At 72.2% G+C, this 15,732-nt stretch carries 11 protein-coding genes; 9 read left to right on the forward strand and 2 right to left on the reverse strand.

Annotation, left to right across the window (positions count from 1 at the left end; genetic code table 11):
- Nucleotides 1–47 precede the first annotated feature (47 nt).
- Nucleotides 48–3,449 carry a CARDB domain-containing protein gene (locus ACIOD1_RS09380; RefSeq protein ID WP_401901236.1) on the reverse strand — a complete coding sequence of 1,134 codons (3,402 nt, stop codon included), beginning with the start codon at nt 3,447–3,449 and terminating at the stop codon, nt 48–50.
- A gap of 318 nt (nt 3,450–3,767) precedes the next feature.
- Between ACIOD1_RS09380 and ACIOD1_RS09385 the strand changes: the two genes are divergently transcribed.
- The 4 genes from ACIOD1_RS09385 (at nt 3,768) to ACIOD1_RS09400 (ending at nt 9,920) form a co-directional block, all read left to right on the forward strand.
- Nucleotides 3,768–5,513 (forward strand): sensor histidine kinase, encoded by a 1,746-nt coding sequence (locus ACIOD1_RS09385; protein ID WP_401901238.1) that lies wholly within the window; start codon nt 3,768–3,770, stop codon nt 5,511–5,513.
- Nucleotides 5,510–6,190 carry a response regulator gene (locus tag ACIOD1_RS09390; RefSeq protein WP_401901240.1) on the forward strand — a complete coding sequence of 227 codons (681 nt, stop codon included), beginning with the start codon at nt 5,510–5,512 and terminating at the stop codon, nt 6,188–6,190. The genes ACIOD1_RS09385 and ACIOD1_RS09390 overlap by 4 nt, the downstream gene beginning before the upstream one ends.
- 298 nt (nt 6,191–6,488) lie before the next feature.
- Nucleotides 6,489–7,265 carry an ABC transporter ATP-binding protein gene (locus ACIOD1_RS09395; protein ID WP_401901242.1) on the forward strand — a complete coding sequence of 259 codons (777 nt, stop codon included), beginning with the start codon at nt 6,489–6,491 and terminating at the stop codon, nt 7,263–7,265.
- 90 nt (nt 7,266–7,355) lie between these two features.
- Nucleotides 7,356–9,920, forward strand: coding sequence for an ABC transporter permease (locus ACIOD1_RS09400; protein ID WP_401901244.1), 2,565 nt, complete (start codon nt 7,356–7,358; stop codon nt 9,918–9,920).
- An 80-nt stretch (nt 9,921–10,000) separates the two neighbouring features.
- Here the strand turns inward: ACIOD1_RS09400 and ACIOD1_RS09405 are convergent, their stop codons facing one another.
- Nucleotides 10,001–10,537 carry a MarR family transcriptional regulator gene (locus tag ACIOD1_RS09405; protein ID WP_365628550.1) on the reverse strand — a complete coding sequence of 179 codons (537 nt, stop codon included), beginning with the start codon at nt 10,535–10,537 and terminating at the stop codon, nt 10,001–10,003.
- Nucleotides 10,538–10,903: 366 nt separating this feature from the next.
- On the opposite strand from ACIOD1_RS09405, the gene ectA reads away from it, so the two are divergent.
- From ectA to ACIOD1_RS09430, 5 genes are all read left to right on the forward strand, one after another.
- Complete coding sequence (gene ectA / locus ACIOD1_RS09410; protein ID WP_401901246.1) at nt 10,904–11,458, forward strand: diaminobutyrate acetyltransferase; 555 nt, start codon at nt 10,904–10,906, stop codon at nt 11,456–11,458.
- A 62-nt stretch (nt 11,459–11,520) separates the two neighbouring features.
- Nucleotides 11,521–12,789, forward strand: a complete 1,269-nt coding sequence (gene ectB / locus ACIOD1_RS09415) for a diaminobutyrate--2-oxoglutarate transaminase (RefSeq protein WP_401901247.1) — start codon at nt 11,521–11,523, stop codon at nt 12,787–12,789.
- Between the two features lie 65 nt (nt 12,790–12,854).
- A complete protein-coding gene (locus ACIOD1_RS09420) occupies nt 12,855–13,259 on the forward strand; it encodes an ectoine synthase (RefSeq protein ID WP_365628559.1) in 405 nt (134 codons plus the stop codon).
- Nucleotides 13,260–13,357: 98 nt separating this feature from the next.
- Nucleotides 13,358–14,260 carry an ectoine hydroxylase gene (gene thpD, locus ACIOD1_RS09425; RefSeq protein ID WP_365628562.1) on the forward strand — a complete coding sequence of 301 codons (903 nt, stop codon included), beginning with the start codon at nt 13,358–13,360 and terminating at the stop codon, nt 14,258–14,260.
- A gap of 533 nt (nt 14,261–14,793) precedes the next feature.
- The gene (locus tag ACIOD1_RS09430) at nt 14,794–15,594 is read left to right on the forward strand and encodes a CAP domain-containing protein (protein WP_365628565.1); all 801 of its coding nucleotides are present in this window, start codon (nt 14,794–14,796) and stop codon (nt 15,592–15,594) included.
- Nucleotides 15,595–15,732 lie beyond the last annotated feature (138 nt).

Raw genomic sequence — 15,732 nt, forward strand, 5'->3', positions numbered from 1 at the left:
CCGCCCGAGGGTTGCTCGGGCGGCCGGTCTGGTGAAGCGGGGTGGGGCTAGCCGCCGTTGATGACGAACTGTGATCCGGGTTCCACGACGATGTTGCCGTCGGCGGAACCGGTGATGGTGACGTTCGAGAGGGTGGCACTGCCTCGTGCGCCGCCGTGGGCCCGGATGCCGGCGCCGTTGTTCGAGTCGTCGATGCGTACGTTGGTGATCTTCGCGTCGGGGACGGACCCGCCGCCGGTCTTGAACTGGATCCCGTCGTAGGTCGAGTCGTGGATGTCGGTGTCGCGGATGGTGACGCCCGGGATCGGTTGGTTCGCCGCGAAGAGCGTGATCGCGCCGAACTCCTGGGCCTCGCCCCAGAAGGCGCCGCCCGTACGGAAGAGGCCGTTGCCGGAGATCAGCGTCTGCCCGGAGAAGGGCAGCGGGTCGTGGTCGGTCGCCAGCATGATGCCCGGGTAGTTCATGGTGTCGTAGATCAGGTTGTTCTCGATGGTGTTGCCGTAACCGCCGTAGATCGCGATGCCGTTGGCCCGCCACGGGAGCTGGATGGTGTTGTTGCGGAAGTGGTTGTCGTGCCCGACGTCGACCGACTGGTCCTTCACGTACTTGCTGGACCAGACGGCGAGGGAGTCGTCACCGGTGGTGCGGAAGGAGGAGTTGAAGACGGTCGAATTGCGCGTGCCGTTGGCGAAGTTGATGCCGTCGGCGTAGATGTCGCGGATCCGCATGCCGGTGAACTCGACTCCGTCGCCGGGACCCCACAGGGCCGGGATGTTGTCGTAGTCGCGACCGACCCAGACACCGACGTTCGCGTGCTCGATCCACACGTTGGTGATCTTGGTGTTCTTGCCGAAGCGGCCGTTGAGACCCACTCCGCCCTCAGCGTTGCCGTCGCCGCCCCTGATCGTGCCCGAGCCGAAGATGGCGATGTCGGAGATCTGTGTGTTGTCGTCGATGTCGAAGCCGAAGTTGCCCTCGTGCGGGTGGTTGATGCCGCCCGCGTTCTGCGGCGCGGTCAGCGTGTAGAGCTGTGAGTACCACATGCCCGCACCGCGGATCGAGACGTTGCTGATGCCCACCTGGTTGAACTGGCCCCGGTTCAGCGGGTCGTCGGTGAGGATCTTCTGCTCCTGGCGCCACTGGCCCTGCGGGACCCAGACGCAGGCGATCTGCCCGTTCTGGTCGGCCGTGACCGCCTTCTGGATGGCGACGGTGTCGTCGATGCCGTCGTTGGGGATCGCGCCGTACTCGGTGATCGAGGCGCACTCGGCCGGCTTGGCCGCCGGCGGGGCCACCTGCTCCAGGTCGACCAGGTCGATCACGTAGTACGAGGCCGTGTCGTCCGCGTCCCGCTGGAGTCGGAAGGTGGTGCCCGCCGGGTAGCTCTTGGAGAGCAGGGCGTGGGACTCGTCGAAGAGCCGACGGGCGTCGCCGCCGGGGGTGTTGGTGAGCCCCTCCGGGCTGTCCGTGCTGCCGTAGAGCCAGCTGTACTTGGACGACAGGCTGAGCTTGCGGTCGAAGGTGCCGTTGATGTAGAGGCTGATCGTGGCGTCCTGGCCGCCGCCACCCGCGGCGTCGGGGACGGAGTTGCGCACGACGATCGAGTTGGCGGCCCCGGTCGAGGTGAACTGTGTGTACTGGCCCGTCGAGGACAGCCTGACCGACTCGCGGCCCGAGGACTCGGTGGCGAAGTTGGTGTGCCCGAAGGTGCGCTTGGCGTCGGTCTGCAGCAGCGCGCCGGTGTAGCTGCCGGCCTCCGCCTCGTACGCGGTGAACGGCAGCGCGGCGCCCCGGCCGACGACCACGGCGCGGCTGAAGCCGTTGTTGTTCTCGTTGGTCTCGGCGACCAGGGAGGTGCCGTCGGCCGTGGCGGTGAGGGTGGCCCCGCCGCTGACCGCCGTCCAGGTGCCGTTGATCGCCACGTTGACGGTCTCGCCGGCCGCGATCGCCGGAGTGGGGCCGTTCAAGGTGGTGGCGCCCGCCACCAGGCGGGTGACGGTGCCCGAAGCCACCCCGGTGGTACCGCGATTGTGTACGGCCACGGTGAAGGAGACCGGAGCGCCCACGGCGGGGTTGGCCGGATTGGTGGTGATGGAGAGGGCTTCCAGGTCGGGACCGGGAGCCTGGCCGACGACGAGCTTCGCGGAGCCGGTGCGGCTGTTGTTGGTGTCGTCCTGCTCGGGCACCGTGCCTGCCGGGTCCACCACGGCCGAGACGGTGTAGCTGCCCATCGGACGCTTGCCGACGGCCACCGGGACGGTGACCGAGGCGCCGGCGGCGAGCGCGCCCACCGGGGCGCTTCCGGCGACCGCTCCCTCCAGGCTGACGGCGGCGGTGGTCGCGGGGGAGGCGACCGTACCGGCGTTGCGCACGGTGACGCCCACCGTGACGGGGTCGACCTCCGACGGGGAGGCCGGGGACCAGGTGAGGTCGGTGACGGTCAGGTCGGGATTGGGCGCGGCCGCACCGATGACCTGGAACTCCGCGACCTGGCCGCCGCCGGCGCCGGTGTTGCCGGAGAAGTTCAGCTGGACGTCGGCGAGCCGGCCGGTGACGGGGACGACCACCGTGTTCTGGTTGCCCGTCGGGCTGAACGCGTAGTCGGCGCGGGCCTTGAGGGAGGTGAACCCGGTCGCCGACTGCTCGCGCCCCAGGACCTCGAAGCTCTGGGTGCGGTTGCCCCAGGCGGGATCGGGGTTGAGCTTGACGGCCACCCCGGTGACGTCGGCGTTGGAGCCGAGCTTGACCGTCAGCGTGGACTGCCGGCCGCCCGCCTCCCAGTAGCTGGTGACGCTGTCGTCGTTCGCGTTGGCCGCGACGAACGACTGGGTGACGGAGGAGGCCTCGATCGGCTTGCCCTTGGCCAGGTTCACGCCGGCCGGGGGCGTTCCCGGATCACCGGGGTCGCCGGGGTCTCCGGGATTGCCGCCGCCGTCGGCCGCGTACGCCTCCAGCTCGGATATCTGCGCGGCCTGCCAGCCCGTGTTCGAGGTGACGCTGACCCGCAGGTAGCGGACGGTCGCGGCGGGGAAGGCGATGGTCACCGCGTTCGACTGGGACGGGTTGAACACGCGCCCGGCGGAGGCCGACAGGGCGCTGAAGGTGCTCCCGTCGGTGCTGCCCTGCACCGTCAGGGTCTCGGTGCGCGTCTCCCAGGACGCGGGCAGCTTCAGGACGACCTGGTCGACGCGGGCACTGTTGCCGAGGTCCACCTGCACCCACTGCGGGAAGGTCCCCGAGGGGCTCTCCCAGTACGAGCCCTGGTTGCCGTCGGTGACGCCCGAGGCCCCGTATCCGCCGAGGGAGCCGCTCGCGGTGACCGTCTTGCCGAGGGCGAGGTTGGGGCCGCCCGCCGCGGCGGCGAACGTGGCGGGCAGGAGCCCGGCGGACATCAAGCCCGCGACGACCGTGCCGGCCAGCATCAGCCGGCCACCGTGCTTCCATCTCATGCTGTCCTCTGTTCCATGGGGGGATCCGCCCGGTGCCGACGCGCCGGGGTGGAGGCTCGAACCTGGGACTTCCACAGGCGGATGTGCATGCCTGCCGTGATTTTGCAGAGGGTGCTCAGATTTTTGAGTTCTCAAGTCGTAGATGTGCGGCTGTCGCGCCACAGATTTCTAGCAGATGACGACTTTGTCAACGGTCGGCGCACGACGCGGCCCGCTCCCCACCGTCCGAGCAGGGCGGGTGCCTCTGCCTTTCGGCAGAGCGGCGGATCGGCCTGAGGGTCCACGCCCCGCGCCCTTCGGACACCGATACTGGGCGTTGTGCCCCGTACCAGCCCTTTCCTCCGATCGACCCGCCAGGACCCGGACAGGCCGGACGGCCCGGACGGCCCGGACGCGACGGGACCCGGGCCGTGGGCGGCGGAGGCGGCGGCCGTGGCCGTCGTCGCCCTGGTGACCTTGGTGACCCTGGCGGCGATGCTCCGGATCGCGCGCCCGCCGCACCCGGAGTTCCAGGCGGCGGCCGCGGCCGCCGCCGTGCTCCTCTTCCCGCTGCGCCGGATCCGGCACGCCCCCGTACTGCTGGTCCTCGCCGCCCTGGCGGGACTGGCGCCCGGCGCCGGCCCGGTCCTGGCGGCCACCGCGTACGCGGCGGCCCGCCGGACGGCTCCGGGGCGCCGACGCGCCTGGCTGCCGGTCGCGGCCAGCGCCGTGGTGACGGTCGTCGCCACGGTGGCGGGGCCCCGGGTGGGGCCGGGGTCCCTGCTGTACGGAGCGGCCCTGGGCCTGGTGCTCGCGGTGACGGCCGTGGTCGTGCCGGGGCTGGTCGGCACCGTACAGGGGCAGCAGGGCCGGCTCGTACGGGCGCTGCGTGAGCGCGGCGACGCCTCGGAGCGGGCCCGGCTGCTCGCCGACAGTGAGGCCCGCATCCACGAGCGGTCCCGGATCGCGGCGGAGATGCACGACCTGGTGGGCCACCGGCTCAGCCTGGTCTCCCTGCACGCCGGCGGCCTGGAACTGGCCCTGGAACGGGCTGCGCCCGAGCTGCGCGACGAGGCGGTGCTCGTACGGCGCACCACCGGCGACGCGATGCGGGAGCTGCGCCGGGCCCTGGGCGTGCTGGGGCCGCTGGGCAGGGACACCGGCGTCGACGTGCTCACCGACGCGACCGGCACCCGCGCCGACATCGAGGCGCTGGTCGAGGACTCCCGGGCCGGCGGTATCGACGTCCGGTCGCAGTGGCACGGGCCGGACCTCCTCGACCGTCCGGCGCCGGTCCGTCGTACGGTCCACCGCGTCGTGCGGGAGGCCCTGACCAACGTCCACCGGTACGCGGCCACGGCGCACACCACCGTGGCCGTCACGCACGACGACACGGCCGTGTCGGTCACCGTCCGCAACGGCGCCCCCGCCACCCCGCGCGCCGCCGCCCCGGCGGACGGCTCCGGGCCCACCCCGGGCACCGGCCGCGGTCTGACGGGGCTGCGCGAGCGTACCGAACTGCTGGGCGGAGTGTTCGCGGCCGGCGCGCTGCCCTCCGGAGGCTTCCAGGTCCACGCCACCGTCCCCGCCGAGGCCGACGAGGCCGTGGCGGTACGGGCGGCCGGCGCGGGCACTCCGGATGCGACCGATCCCCAACCCCTCGACGTTTCCCGGCACATCGGCCCCGTGGCGCCGGCGCACCGGAGCGCACAGTGGCTGATGGCGGCCTGCGGCACGGTGGCGGTGTGCGTGTCGATGGTGATCGGCGTCGGGTTCGTCTACGCCACGGAGCCCTCCTCGGGCTCGGGGCCGCAGCCGCTGCCCCACGTCGGCATGACCTACGAGCAGGTGGCGGGGAGCGGCGTCCTGGACAACGCGGCGGTCCGGGCCGCGGCCACCGGGCACGAGCCGCCCCGCCCGGCCGGCGCCATCGGCTGCGTCTATCCGTTCAACGGCGCCACCGAGCACCGCCCCGGCGTCCTGACCGTGGCCCGCTACTGCTTCGACGGCTCCAGCCGGCTGATCGCCATCGACCGCTTTCCCGTCCCGTCCGTCCAGGACGCCACCCCTTGGGAGTCCCCGTGAGCGAGCCCGCCCCTTCGATCCGCGTCCTCCTCGCCGACGACGAGGCGATGATCCGGGCCGGGGTGAGCCTGATCCTCCGCCACGCCGAAGGGATCGAGGTCGTCGCCGACGTCGCCGACGGGCGCCGGGCCGTGGAGGCGGCCGCCGCCCACCGGCCCGATGTCGTCCTGCTCGACGTGAGGATGCCCGTGTGCGACGGCCTCGCCGCGATCGGTCCGCTGTTGGCCCTCGACCCCGCGCCACGCGTGGTGATGCTGTCGACCTTCGGCGACGAGGACAACGTCCTGCGCGCCCTGCGCGAGGGCGCGGCGGGCTTCCTGCTCAAGGACGAGGGGCCGCAGGAACTGATCAACGCGGTACGGGCCGCCGCCGCCGGGGACGCCGTCCTCTCCCCGGGGGTGACCGGGACGGTGGTCGCGCGCATGTTGCGCGCGGACGACACGCCGGCGCGGGAACTCCTCCCCGAGGACGCCCGCAGCATCGAGCGGCTGACGGCCCGCGAGCGGGACGTGTTGGCGATGCTCGGCCAGGGGCTGTCCAACCAGGACATCGCCGAACGGCTCGGCATCGGCACCGGCACGGTGAAGACCCACGTGGGCGCGATCCTGGACAAGTCCGGTTCGACGAGCCGGGTGCAGGCCGCCCTCCTGGCCCACCGAAGTGGCCTGACCCCCTGACCGTCTGACTCCCTGACCGTCTGACTCCCTGACCCGTTGCCCCCGACCCTCTGATTCCCCGGCCCTCCGCCTCTGCGCCCTGGCCTCGTGCCGAGGGCGCCCCGCCTCTGTCGAAAGGCGGAGGCGAGCACGCCCGCGCTCTGCCCAAAGACGGAGGCGCCGCCCGCGCTCCTGCCTTTCGGCAGACGCCAACTCCCGCCTCCCGGGCGATGTTTGCGCAGGTGGGAGCCGTAACGATGGAGAGGTCCACCCGGTCCGCGCCCGCCGCGCGGACCCCCGTACTTCCGTCGGAGTCCCCATGTCAGCACACCTTCCTCCCCCCCGCCCCCACACCGCGGAACCCGCCGCCCGCGCCACCGCCCTGACCAAGGTCTACGGGAAGGGCGAGGCCCGGGTCACCGCGCTGGACGGGGTCGGCGTCGAGTTCGCGCGGGGCCGGTTCACCGCCGTCATGGGCCCCTCCGGCTCCGGCAAGTCCACGCTCATGCACTGCATGGCCGGGCTGGATCCCGCCACCTCCGGCACGACCCACATCGGCGGCACCGAGCTGTCGTCGCTCTCCGAGAACCGGCTCACCACACTGCGCCGCGACAAGGTGGGGTTCGTCTTCCAGGGCTTCAACCTGATGCCCACCCTGACCGCGCTGGAGAACATCACGCTGCCCCTGCGACTGGCGGGCCGGCGGCCCGAACCGGCCTGGCTGGAGGCCGTCATCGCCACGGTGGGACTGGCCGGCCGGCTGGAGCACCGTCCCGCCGAGCTGTCCGGCGGCCAGCAGCAGAGGGTCGCCGTCGCCCGCGCCCTGATCTCCCGTCCCGAGATCGTGTTCGCCGACGAACCGACCGGCAACCTCGACTCCCGCTCCGGCGCCGAGATCCTCGGCTTCCTGCGGGACTCGGTGAGGGAACTGGGCCGGACCGTGGTGATGGTCACCCACGACCCGGCGGCCGCCTCGTACGCGGACCGGGTCGTGTTCCTCGCCGACGGACGGCTCGTCGACGAGCTGCACGAGCCGACGGCCGACAGCGTCCTCGCCCGGATGCTCGCGTTCGAAACCCCGAGCCACACCTCCTGACCGAGGCGCGCCCCCGTATCCCCCCGCACCCCCCCCGCGCCCGCCGCATCCCCCGCACCCCGTCGACCACCATCGATTCGAAAGCTCCCCATGCTGCGAACAGCCCTGCGCAACGTCCTCGCGCACAAGGCCCGTCTTGCCATGACCGTCCTGACGGTCTGCCTCGGTGTCGCGTTCGTCTGCGGCACCCTCGTCTTCGCCGACTCCGCCGCCGCCGGCTACCGGGCCGCCGCCTCCAAGGGCTTCGAGGGCATCGCGGTCACCGTGACCGCGAAGGCACCCCCGCCCGGCCGGGTCGCGGAGCCCCGGGAGGACGTCCTCACCGACGCGCTCGTACGGAAACTGGCCGCCGTTCCCGGAGTCGCCGCGGTGCGCCCCTCCGCCGAGGGCTCCGCCACCCTGTCCGCCGCGGACGGCGACCCGCTGCGCGCCGGCACGGGCCGGGCCCGGCCGGCCGGCGCCTACGTACCCGGACCCGACGGCAAGGACGGCCGCCATCCCCTGGTGAAGGGGCGGGCCCCGCGCGGCGGCGACGAGATCGTCGTCGACACCACCACCGCCGAGGCCGGCGGGTTCCACATCGGCGACACGATCACGCTGGCCACCCACGGCCCGGTCATGACCAAGCGCCTCGTCGGCATCGTCACCACCCACGACACCCGGGTCACCACGGGCGGCACCCTCGTCCTGTTCGACCTGGCAACCGCCCAGCAGCTCTTCGCCACCCCCGGGCACTACACCGACATCGATCTGACCGCCGCTCCCGGCACCAGCCAGTTCGAGCTCGCGGGCCGCGTCACCGGCGCGCTCCCCGCCGACCGAGCCGAGGCCACCACCGCCACCGCGCAGGCCGACCAGCAGGCCGTCTACGTCAACGTCCTCACCCGCGGCTACCAGAAGGTCCCGATGGTCTTCGCCGGGGTCTCGCTGTTCATCGGCTCCTTCCTCATCGTCAACACCTTCACGATGCTCGTGTCCCGGCGCACGCGGGAGATCGCGTTGCTGCGGGCCATCGGGGCCACCCGCCGCCAAGTGGTCCGCTCCCTGATCCTCGAAGCCGCGCTGATCGGAGTGGCCGCGTCGGCCGTCGGCTTCCTCGCCGGCCTCGGCGTCGCGAGCGTGCTGCCCGGCCTGCTGAGCGGCTCCGACGGCACCCTGCCCGACTTCCCCCTGGTCATCGGTGCCCGGTCGGTCGTGGCCGCGCTCGCCGTCGGGGTGGGCGTCACCGTCCTCGCCGCCTGGCTGCCCTCCCGTCGGGCCGCGAAGATCGCGCCGATCGAGGCCATGCGCAGCGCCCACCAGCCGCCGTCCACCGCCGGAACCCGGGTCCGGGGCGCGATCGGAGCGGTCCTCCTGGCAGCCGGCGCGGGCCTGTTGGTCTCGCTCACCGGCGCCGAGGACGCCTCCGAGGAGAACCTGCGGAGCGCGATGCTCGGCTGTGGCGTCCTGATGGCGGGTCTGATCGTCCTGTCGCCGCTGCTCGTCCGCCCGTTGATCCGCACCCTCGGGGCTCTGACCTCCCGGTTCGGGGTCGTCGGCCGGCTCGCGCGGGACAACGCGCTGCGCGACCCGCGGCGTACCGCGGCCACCGCCGCCGCCCTCATGGTCAGTACGGCCCTGGTCGCCGGACTCGCCGTCATCGGCCACTCCACGGCCCGGTCCCTCGACCGGCAGGCGGCGGCCGGCCTCAGCGCCGACTACCTGATCCGGGCCCGGACCGACACCACCGCCATCGACCCCGCCGCCGTGGACCGGGTGGCCCGCACCGCCGGTGTGGAAGCGGCCACCGCCACCTCGGCCGGCACCCTGTTCGTCGGCGGCGGGGTGGAGGGGATCACCGGCATCGACCCGAAGGGCCTCGACACCGCCCTGAAGCTCGACTTCGTCAGCGGCTCCGCCGGGGAACTCGCACCCGGGCGGATCGCGGTCTCCGCCACCACCGCCCATGAGTACGGCCTCGCCGTCGGCGGCCGGACCGAAGCCCGGATGGGCCTCGGCCAGGAGCCGCGCGAGTACACCGTGGTGGGTGTGTACCGGGACAACCCCCTGGCGGGGGACGTCCTCGGCGCACGCGCCGAAGTACAGGCCAACGGCTTCGTCCCCGGATCCGTGCAGCGCGTCTTCGTCCGGGCCGAGCGGGGCGCCGCGAAGGACCTCGAACACCGGCTGCGGACCGCGGTGGGCAACAATCCGCTCCTGACGATCCAGGACCGCGGACAGCTCGTCGCGGAAGCCGGCGCCACCGTCGGCAACCTGCTCACCCTGACGTACGGACTGCTCGCCATCGGTGTCGTCATCTCCTCGCTCGGCATCGCGAACACCCTCGCCATGTCGGTGGCCGAACGCACCCGCGAGATCGGCGTCCTGCGCGCCGTCGGCATGCGGCGCAAGGGCATTCGGCGCATGATCCGACTGGAATCCCTCACCGTCGCCGTCTTCGGCACCGCGCTCGGGCTCGTGGGCGGCCTGTTCGGCGCGTGGGCCGTCGGTTCGCTCGCCAACGGCGCGGTGGAGCAGTACGCGTTCTCGCTCCCCTGGGGCACCCTCCTCCTCGTCTGCCTGTCCTCCCTCGCCATCGGCGCCGTGGCGGCGGCGGTCCCGGCCCGCCGGGCCGCGGCCCTCAACCCCCTGGAGGCGATCGCCGACACCGCCTGAGACCCCTGACCGAGCCCCCTGCCGCTCCGGCCCGGGCCGGAGCGGCAGGGGCCGGTTCAGCCCGGGACGTACGGCTCGGTTCAGCCCAGGACGTACGGCTCGGTCCAGCCGAGGGGGCGCGGCGCACCGTAGGGCTCGTCCGCCTCGGGTTCCCCGCCCGCGCCGATGAACGCGGTGAGCGCGGCGACCAGGGCGGCCCGCTGCTCCGGCTCCATCCGCGCCACGACCGCGGCGACCTCGGCCCGGCGCCGGGCGGTCACCTCTTCCACCAGGCGCAGGCCTGCTGCCGTCGCGGTCAGGACGGTCTCCCGCCGGTTGGCCGGATTCGGCCGCCGGTCGGCGAGCCCGGCCGCGATGAGCCGGTCGACCATGCGCATGGCGGTCGACGGATTGACCGCCATCAGGCCCGCCAGGGCGACCAGCTTGACGTGCCCGCGCTCAGCGAGGGCGGCGAGCATCCGGAACTGCGCGAGCGTGACCCTGTCCCCGGCGCCGGCTGCCAGGGCCCGGGTCGAGAGGGCCAGAAGCAGGCGGGAGCCGGTGAGCAGGGCGCGTGTCACCTCGTCGACCTGGTCCGCGGCGGGTGACGTCCCCGCGGGTCGCAGCTGCTCGGTCATACCCCTTTGTACCGCCTGCCCGTGCGGGGCACCCGGTGGTTCGTCAGGGACGGCGCCCGGGCGCGGACGCGCCGCTGCCGTCGGACAGCGGGAGTCGACCCGTCTTACCCGTTCCTGCCGTCCCAAACGGGGGGAGCGTCGAATGTTGCGGCTTTCACATGGTAAATGTGGCACAGGGCAAAGACGTTATCATCTCGTTATATTCGCCATGAGTTGGGTGTTTTATCCCGACAAACCCATGGTTTTTGACGCCCCTGTGAGGGGTGTCGACCCCTCGGGCGGCGCTGTCGAATAACACGAATGATTCGCGTATGGAACCCCGACCGGGGCTGCGATTTCGTCCCGAGGTCGGTAACTTCGGCCCGCATGACCACCGCTCCAGCCGACCCGGCCACCCGTTCCCGAACTCCCGCCCCGACGACCGCACCCCGGATCAGAGTCGACCGACCGACCCTGGCCGACGGACCCGAGCTGTGGCGCCTCGCCCGTGAGGCCGAGACGCTGGACGTCAACTCCCCCTACAGCTACCTGCTGTGGTGCAGGGACTTCGCCGCCACCTCCGCCGTCGCCCGGGACGCCGCCGGCCGCCCGGTCGGCTTCGTCACCGGCTACCTCCGCCCGGACGCCCCGGCGACCCTGCTGATCTGGCAGATCGCCGTGGACGCGTCCGTCCGCGGGCAGGGGGTCGCCGGCATCCTCCTCGACCGGCTGACCGCACGGATCGCCGCCGAACAACGGCTCGACGGCCTGGAAACCACCATCAGCCCCGGAAACACCGCGTCGGAAAGGCTGTTCGCGTCCTACGCCGAACGCCACGGCGCCCGCGTCACCCGGAAGGTCCTCTTCGACGAGGAGCACTTCCCCGGCGGCGCAGGTCACCACGAGGCGGAAGTGCTCCACCGCATCGCCCCGCTGTCCTGAACCCGCCCGAACCCGTTTCGCACGCGATCCCAACCCGCGCACGACCTTTGGAGAGGCTCACCTTGACCACGACAGCACCGGTCCCGACCGTCTTCGACACCGTCGAGTCGGAGGTACGCAGCTACTGCCGCGCCTGGCCCGTCGTATTCGACCGCGCGCAGGGCAGTCGCCTCCACGACGAGGACGGCCGCAGCTACCTGGACTTCTTCGCGGGCGCCGGCTCACTCAACTACGGCCACAACAACCCCGTGCTCAAACAGGCCTTGGTCGAGTACATCCAGCGCGACGGCATCACGCACGCCCTGGACATGTCGACGACCGCCAAGCGGGCCTTCCTGGAGACCTTCCACTCCACGATCCTCGCCCCGCGCGGCCTGCCGTACAAGGTGATGTTCCCCGGCCCCACCGGCACCAACGCCGTCGAGGCCGCCCTGAAGTTGGCGCGCAAGGTCAAGGGCCGCGAGGCCGTCGTGTCCTTCACCAACGCCTTCCACGGCATGTCCCTCGGCTCGCTCGCCGTCACGGGCAACGCCTTCAAGCGCGCGGGCGCCGGCATTCCGCTGGTCCACAGCACGCCCATGCCCTTCGACAACTACCTCGGAGGCGTGGTCCCGGACTTCCTCTGGTTCGAGCGGCTCCTGGAGGACCAGGGCTCGGGCCTCAACAACCCCGCCGCCGTGATCGTGGAGACCGTGCAGGGCGAAGGCGGTGTGAACGTGGCGCGCGCCGAGTGGCTGCGCAACCTCGCCGACCTGTGCCGCCGCCGCGACATGCTGCTCATCGTCGACGACGTGCAGATGGGCTGCGGCCGGACCGGCGACTTCTTCTCCTTCGAGGAAGCCGGCATCACCCCCGACATCGTGACCCTGTCCAAGTCCATCAGCGGCTACGGACTGCCCATGTCGCTCTGCCTGTTCAAGCCCGAACTCGACATCTGGGAGCCGGGCGAGCACAACGGGACCTTCCGCGGCAACAACCCCGCCTTCATCACGGCGACCGCCGCCCTGGACACCTACTGGCGCGACGGCGTCCTGCGCGAACGCACCCGCGTCCAGGGCGACCGCATCGAGCGGGCGCTCATCGACCTCTGCGCCGACCAGGACGGCGAGGGCATCTCCTACCGGGGCCGCGGCATGGTCTGGGGCATCGAGTTCGCCCGCAAGGAGCGCGCCGCCGAGGTGTGCCGCAGGGCCTTCGAGCACGGCCTCCTCGTCGAGACCTCCGGTCCCGAGAGCGAGGTGGTCAAGCTGCTCCCCGCGCTCACCGTGTCCGCCGACGAGCTCGACGAGGGCCTCGACATCCTCGCCCGGTCCGTCCGCGAGACCGCCTGACCCACCCCGTACGGCACCCCCGCCAGTGGCGCGCGGGAGCCGGCACCACGAAAGGCAGCACCACCGTGATCGTCCGATCCTTCCAGGACATCGAAGGCACCGACCGCCACGTCAAGGCGGCCTCCGGCACCTGGGAGAGCAAGCGCGTCGTCCTGGCGAAGGAACGCGTCGGTTTCTCCCTCCACGAGACCATCCTGTACGCCGGCACCGAGACGTCGATGTGGTACGCGAACCACATCGAGGCCGTCGTGTGCGTCGAGGGCGAGGCCGAACTGACCGACGAGGAGACCGGCGAGAAGCACCGCATCACGCCCGGCACCGTCTACGTCCTCGACGGCCACGAACGCCACACCCTGCGGGTCGTCAGCGAGTTCCGCTGCCTGTGCGTCTTCAACCCGCCGGTCACCGGCCGCGAGGACCACGACGAGAACGGCGTCTACCCGCTGCTCACCGAACCGGACCCGGTCTGACCCGACCGACGCACCGACCGACGCACCCACCCACGCATCGACTGACTGACCGACCGACCGATCCAGCGATCGAACCGAGAGGCGAGGCAGGCACCGCCATGACCACTGTCACCGAACGCACGCTCACCGACCTGTACCCCACCCGGGGCTCCGAGGAAGTCCTCGTCGGACGCAAGGACCCCGTCGTGTGGTCCGAACCCGGCACCCCGGGGCCGCTCTGGGCACGCGAACTGGAGGAGTTCGAGCGCGACGGCTTCCTCACCGCCGACCAGCTGTTCGGCCCGGCGGAGGTCGAGGAGTACCGCGCCGAGATGGACCGGCTGGTGGCGGACCCCTCCGTACGGGCCGACGAGCGGGCCATCGTGGAGCCCCGGTCCGGGGAGGTCCGCTCGGTCTTCGAGGTCCACCGCATCAGCGAGGTGTTCGCACGCCTCGCCGCCGACTCCCGCCTCGCCGACCGGGCCCGCCAGATCCTCGGATCCGACGTGTACGTCCACCAGTCCCGCATCAACGCCAAGCCCGGCTTCGGCGCGAGCGGCTTCTACTGGCACTCGGACTTCGAGACCTGGCACGCCGAGGACGGCCTGCCCCGGATGCGGACGGTCTCGGTGTCCATCGCCCTCACCCCGAACTACACGACCAACGGCAGCCTCATGATCATGCCGGGTTCGCACCGGACGTTCCTGGGTTGCGCGGGGGAGACGCCGAAGGACAACTACAAGAAGTCCCTCCAGATGCAGGACGCCGGGATCCCCTCGCGCGAGGCGCTCACCCGCTTCTCCTCCGCCTGCGGCATCCGGCAGTTCACCGGTCCCGCCGGATCGGCGACCTGGTTCGACTGCAACGCGATGCACGGCTCGGGGGACAACATCACCCCCTTCCCGCGCAGCAACGTCTTCCTGGTGTTCAACAGCGTGGAGAACCGGCCCGTGGAGCCCTTCGCGGCTCCGATCCGGCGCCCATCCTTCATCGCCTCGCGGGACTTCACCCCGCTGGTCTGACGGGCGGAAGGGGCGGCCGGTTCGGCCGGCCCCGCACGTTCCGCCACACATCTCGCCCCGTGCGCCCGTCGGCGCGCGGGGCGGCCGTGCGTCAGGGCCCCCTCGGTTGCCTCCTTGAACGCGGGTGCGGACACACCGTCCGGTTGCCTTGCCGAGCCGTGACATGCGTCACGCGGCACGTGTCGTTCCAGTGGGTCGGGCTGTGATCGCCAGGCCGTCGACATGTCGCTCTTTATGCCTATTTGACGTTGACATGCCTCACTCCGCCAGAAACGGAATCAGTGGCTCTTGTTTTGCCTTCTTCAACGCGGCTGACGGGCGGCGGTTCTGGCGGTGCGCCAGGTCTGGGCGAAGGCGGCCGGTGGGCGCGCATGCACGATCTTGTGGCCGTTTCAAGCCGGTGCCGGTGGCTCCCGAGCGCCCTCGGGGGTGTGGCTTGCCCAGGTCACGGCGGGGCTTCAACAATGGCGGCTCCTCCGGCGTCCTCGCGGTCCGGGCGCCGGGAGCTTCGCGAAAACCGAGTGAGGTCACGTATGAAGAAGCACCGTAAGAAGTCGCACCACAAGAAAATAGCCGTCGCCGTCGGAGCACTGGCCATCGTCGCCGTGCCCACGGCCGCCATGGCCTGCCTGGACACCCAGGAATCCGGCTCCGCGCGCCCCGCCGCGGCCCAGCAGCACGGGCGCTCCGGGTACGGCGCCCCTCTGGGCCTCCCCGGCTCTCGGCAGCCCGTGGAAGCCCCGGCCCAGCTCGACACCACGGCCCCCGACACCGCACCGGCGGAGCCCACGTCGCAGCCGATCGCCGAGCCTCCCGCGGAGCAGGTCGTCGAGACCGAGCAGCCGCAGCCCGCTCAGCCGCAGCCCGAGCAGCCGCGCCCCGCGCGACCGCGGCCGGTCGCGCCGCAGCCGGTGGAGCCGACCGGGCCCACCGCCTCCCAGGACGCCCAGGCGCCCACCGGCCCCCAGGCCGAGGTGCTCGCGCTCGTCAACCAGGAGCGCGCCGCCGTCGGGTGCCCGGCCCTCACCGTCAACGCGAAGCTGACGAAGGCCGCGCAGGACCACAGCGCGGACATGGCCGCCCACAGCAACATGTCCCACACCGGCTCGGACGGCTCCGACCCGGGACAGCGGGTCACCCGCGCCGGGTACGAGTGGAGGACGTACGGCGAGAACGTCGCCTACGGCTACCCCACCGCCGCGAAGGTCATGGAGGGCTGGATGAACAGCCCGGGCCACAAGCGGAACATCCTGGACTGCTCCTTCAAGGAGATCGGCATCGGCCTCGCGCAGCCGGGTCAGTACTGGACCCAGGACTTCGGCGCGACCCGCTGATCCGCCGGCGGCGCGCGTCGCCGGGCGTGGGGGGGGGCCCCCCCCCCCCCCCCCCCCCCCCCCCCCCCCCGCCCCCCCGCGCCCCGCCCCCCCCCCCCCCGGGGGGGGGGGGCGCCGCCGACACCCCCCCCCCCCCCC

The organism is Streptomyces sp. NPDC088097, from assembly GCF_044741845.1.
Classification (GTDB): Bacteria; Actinomycetota; Actinomycetes; order Streptomycetales; family Streptomycetaceae; genus Streptomyces.

Bases quoted from the DNA above. Each gene is read 5' to 3' on its own strand.
- ACIOD1_RS09380 (WP_401901236.1), bottom strand. From the start codon at position 3,449: ATGAGATGGAAGCACGGTGGCCGGCTGATGCTGGCCGGCACGGTCGTC.
- ACIOD1_RS09395 (WP_401901242.1), top strand. From the start codon at position 6,489: ATGTCAGCACACCTTCCTCCCCCCCGCCCCCACACCGCGGAACCCGCC.
- ACIOD1_RS09400 (WP_401901244.1), top strand. From the start codon at position 7,356: ATGCTGCGAACAGCCCTGCGCAACGTCCTCGCGCACAAGGCCCGTCTT.
- ACIOD1_RS09405 (WP_365628550.1), bottom strand. From the start codon at position 10,537: ATGACCGAGCAGCTGCGACCCGCGGGGACGTCACCCGCCGCGGACCAG.
- ectA (WP_401901246.1), top strand. From the start codon at position 10,904: ATGACCACCGCTCCAGCCGACCCGGCCACCCGTTCCCGAACTCCCGCC.
- thpD (WP_365628562.1), top strand. From the start codon at position 13,358: ATGACCACTGTCACCGAACGCACGCTCACCGACCTGTACCCCACCCGG.
- ACIOD1_RS09430 (WP_365628565.1), top strand. From the start codon at position 14,794: ATGAAGAAGCACCGTAAGAAGTCGCACCACAAGAAAATAGCCGTCGCC.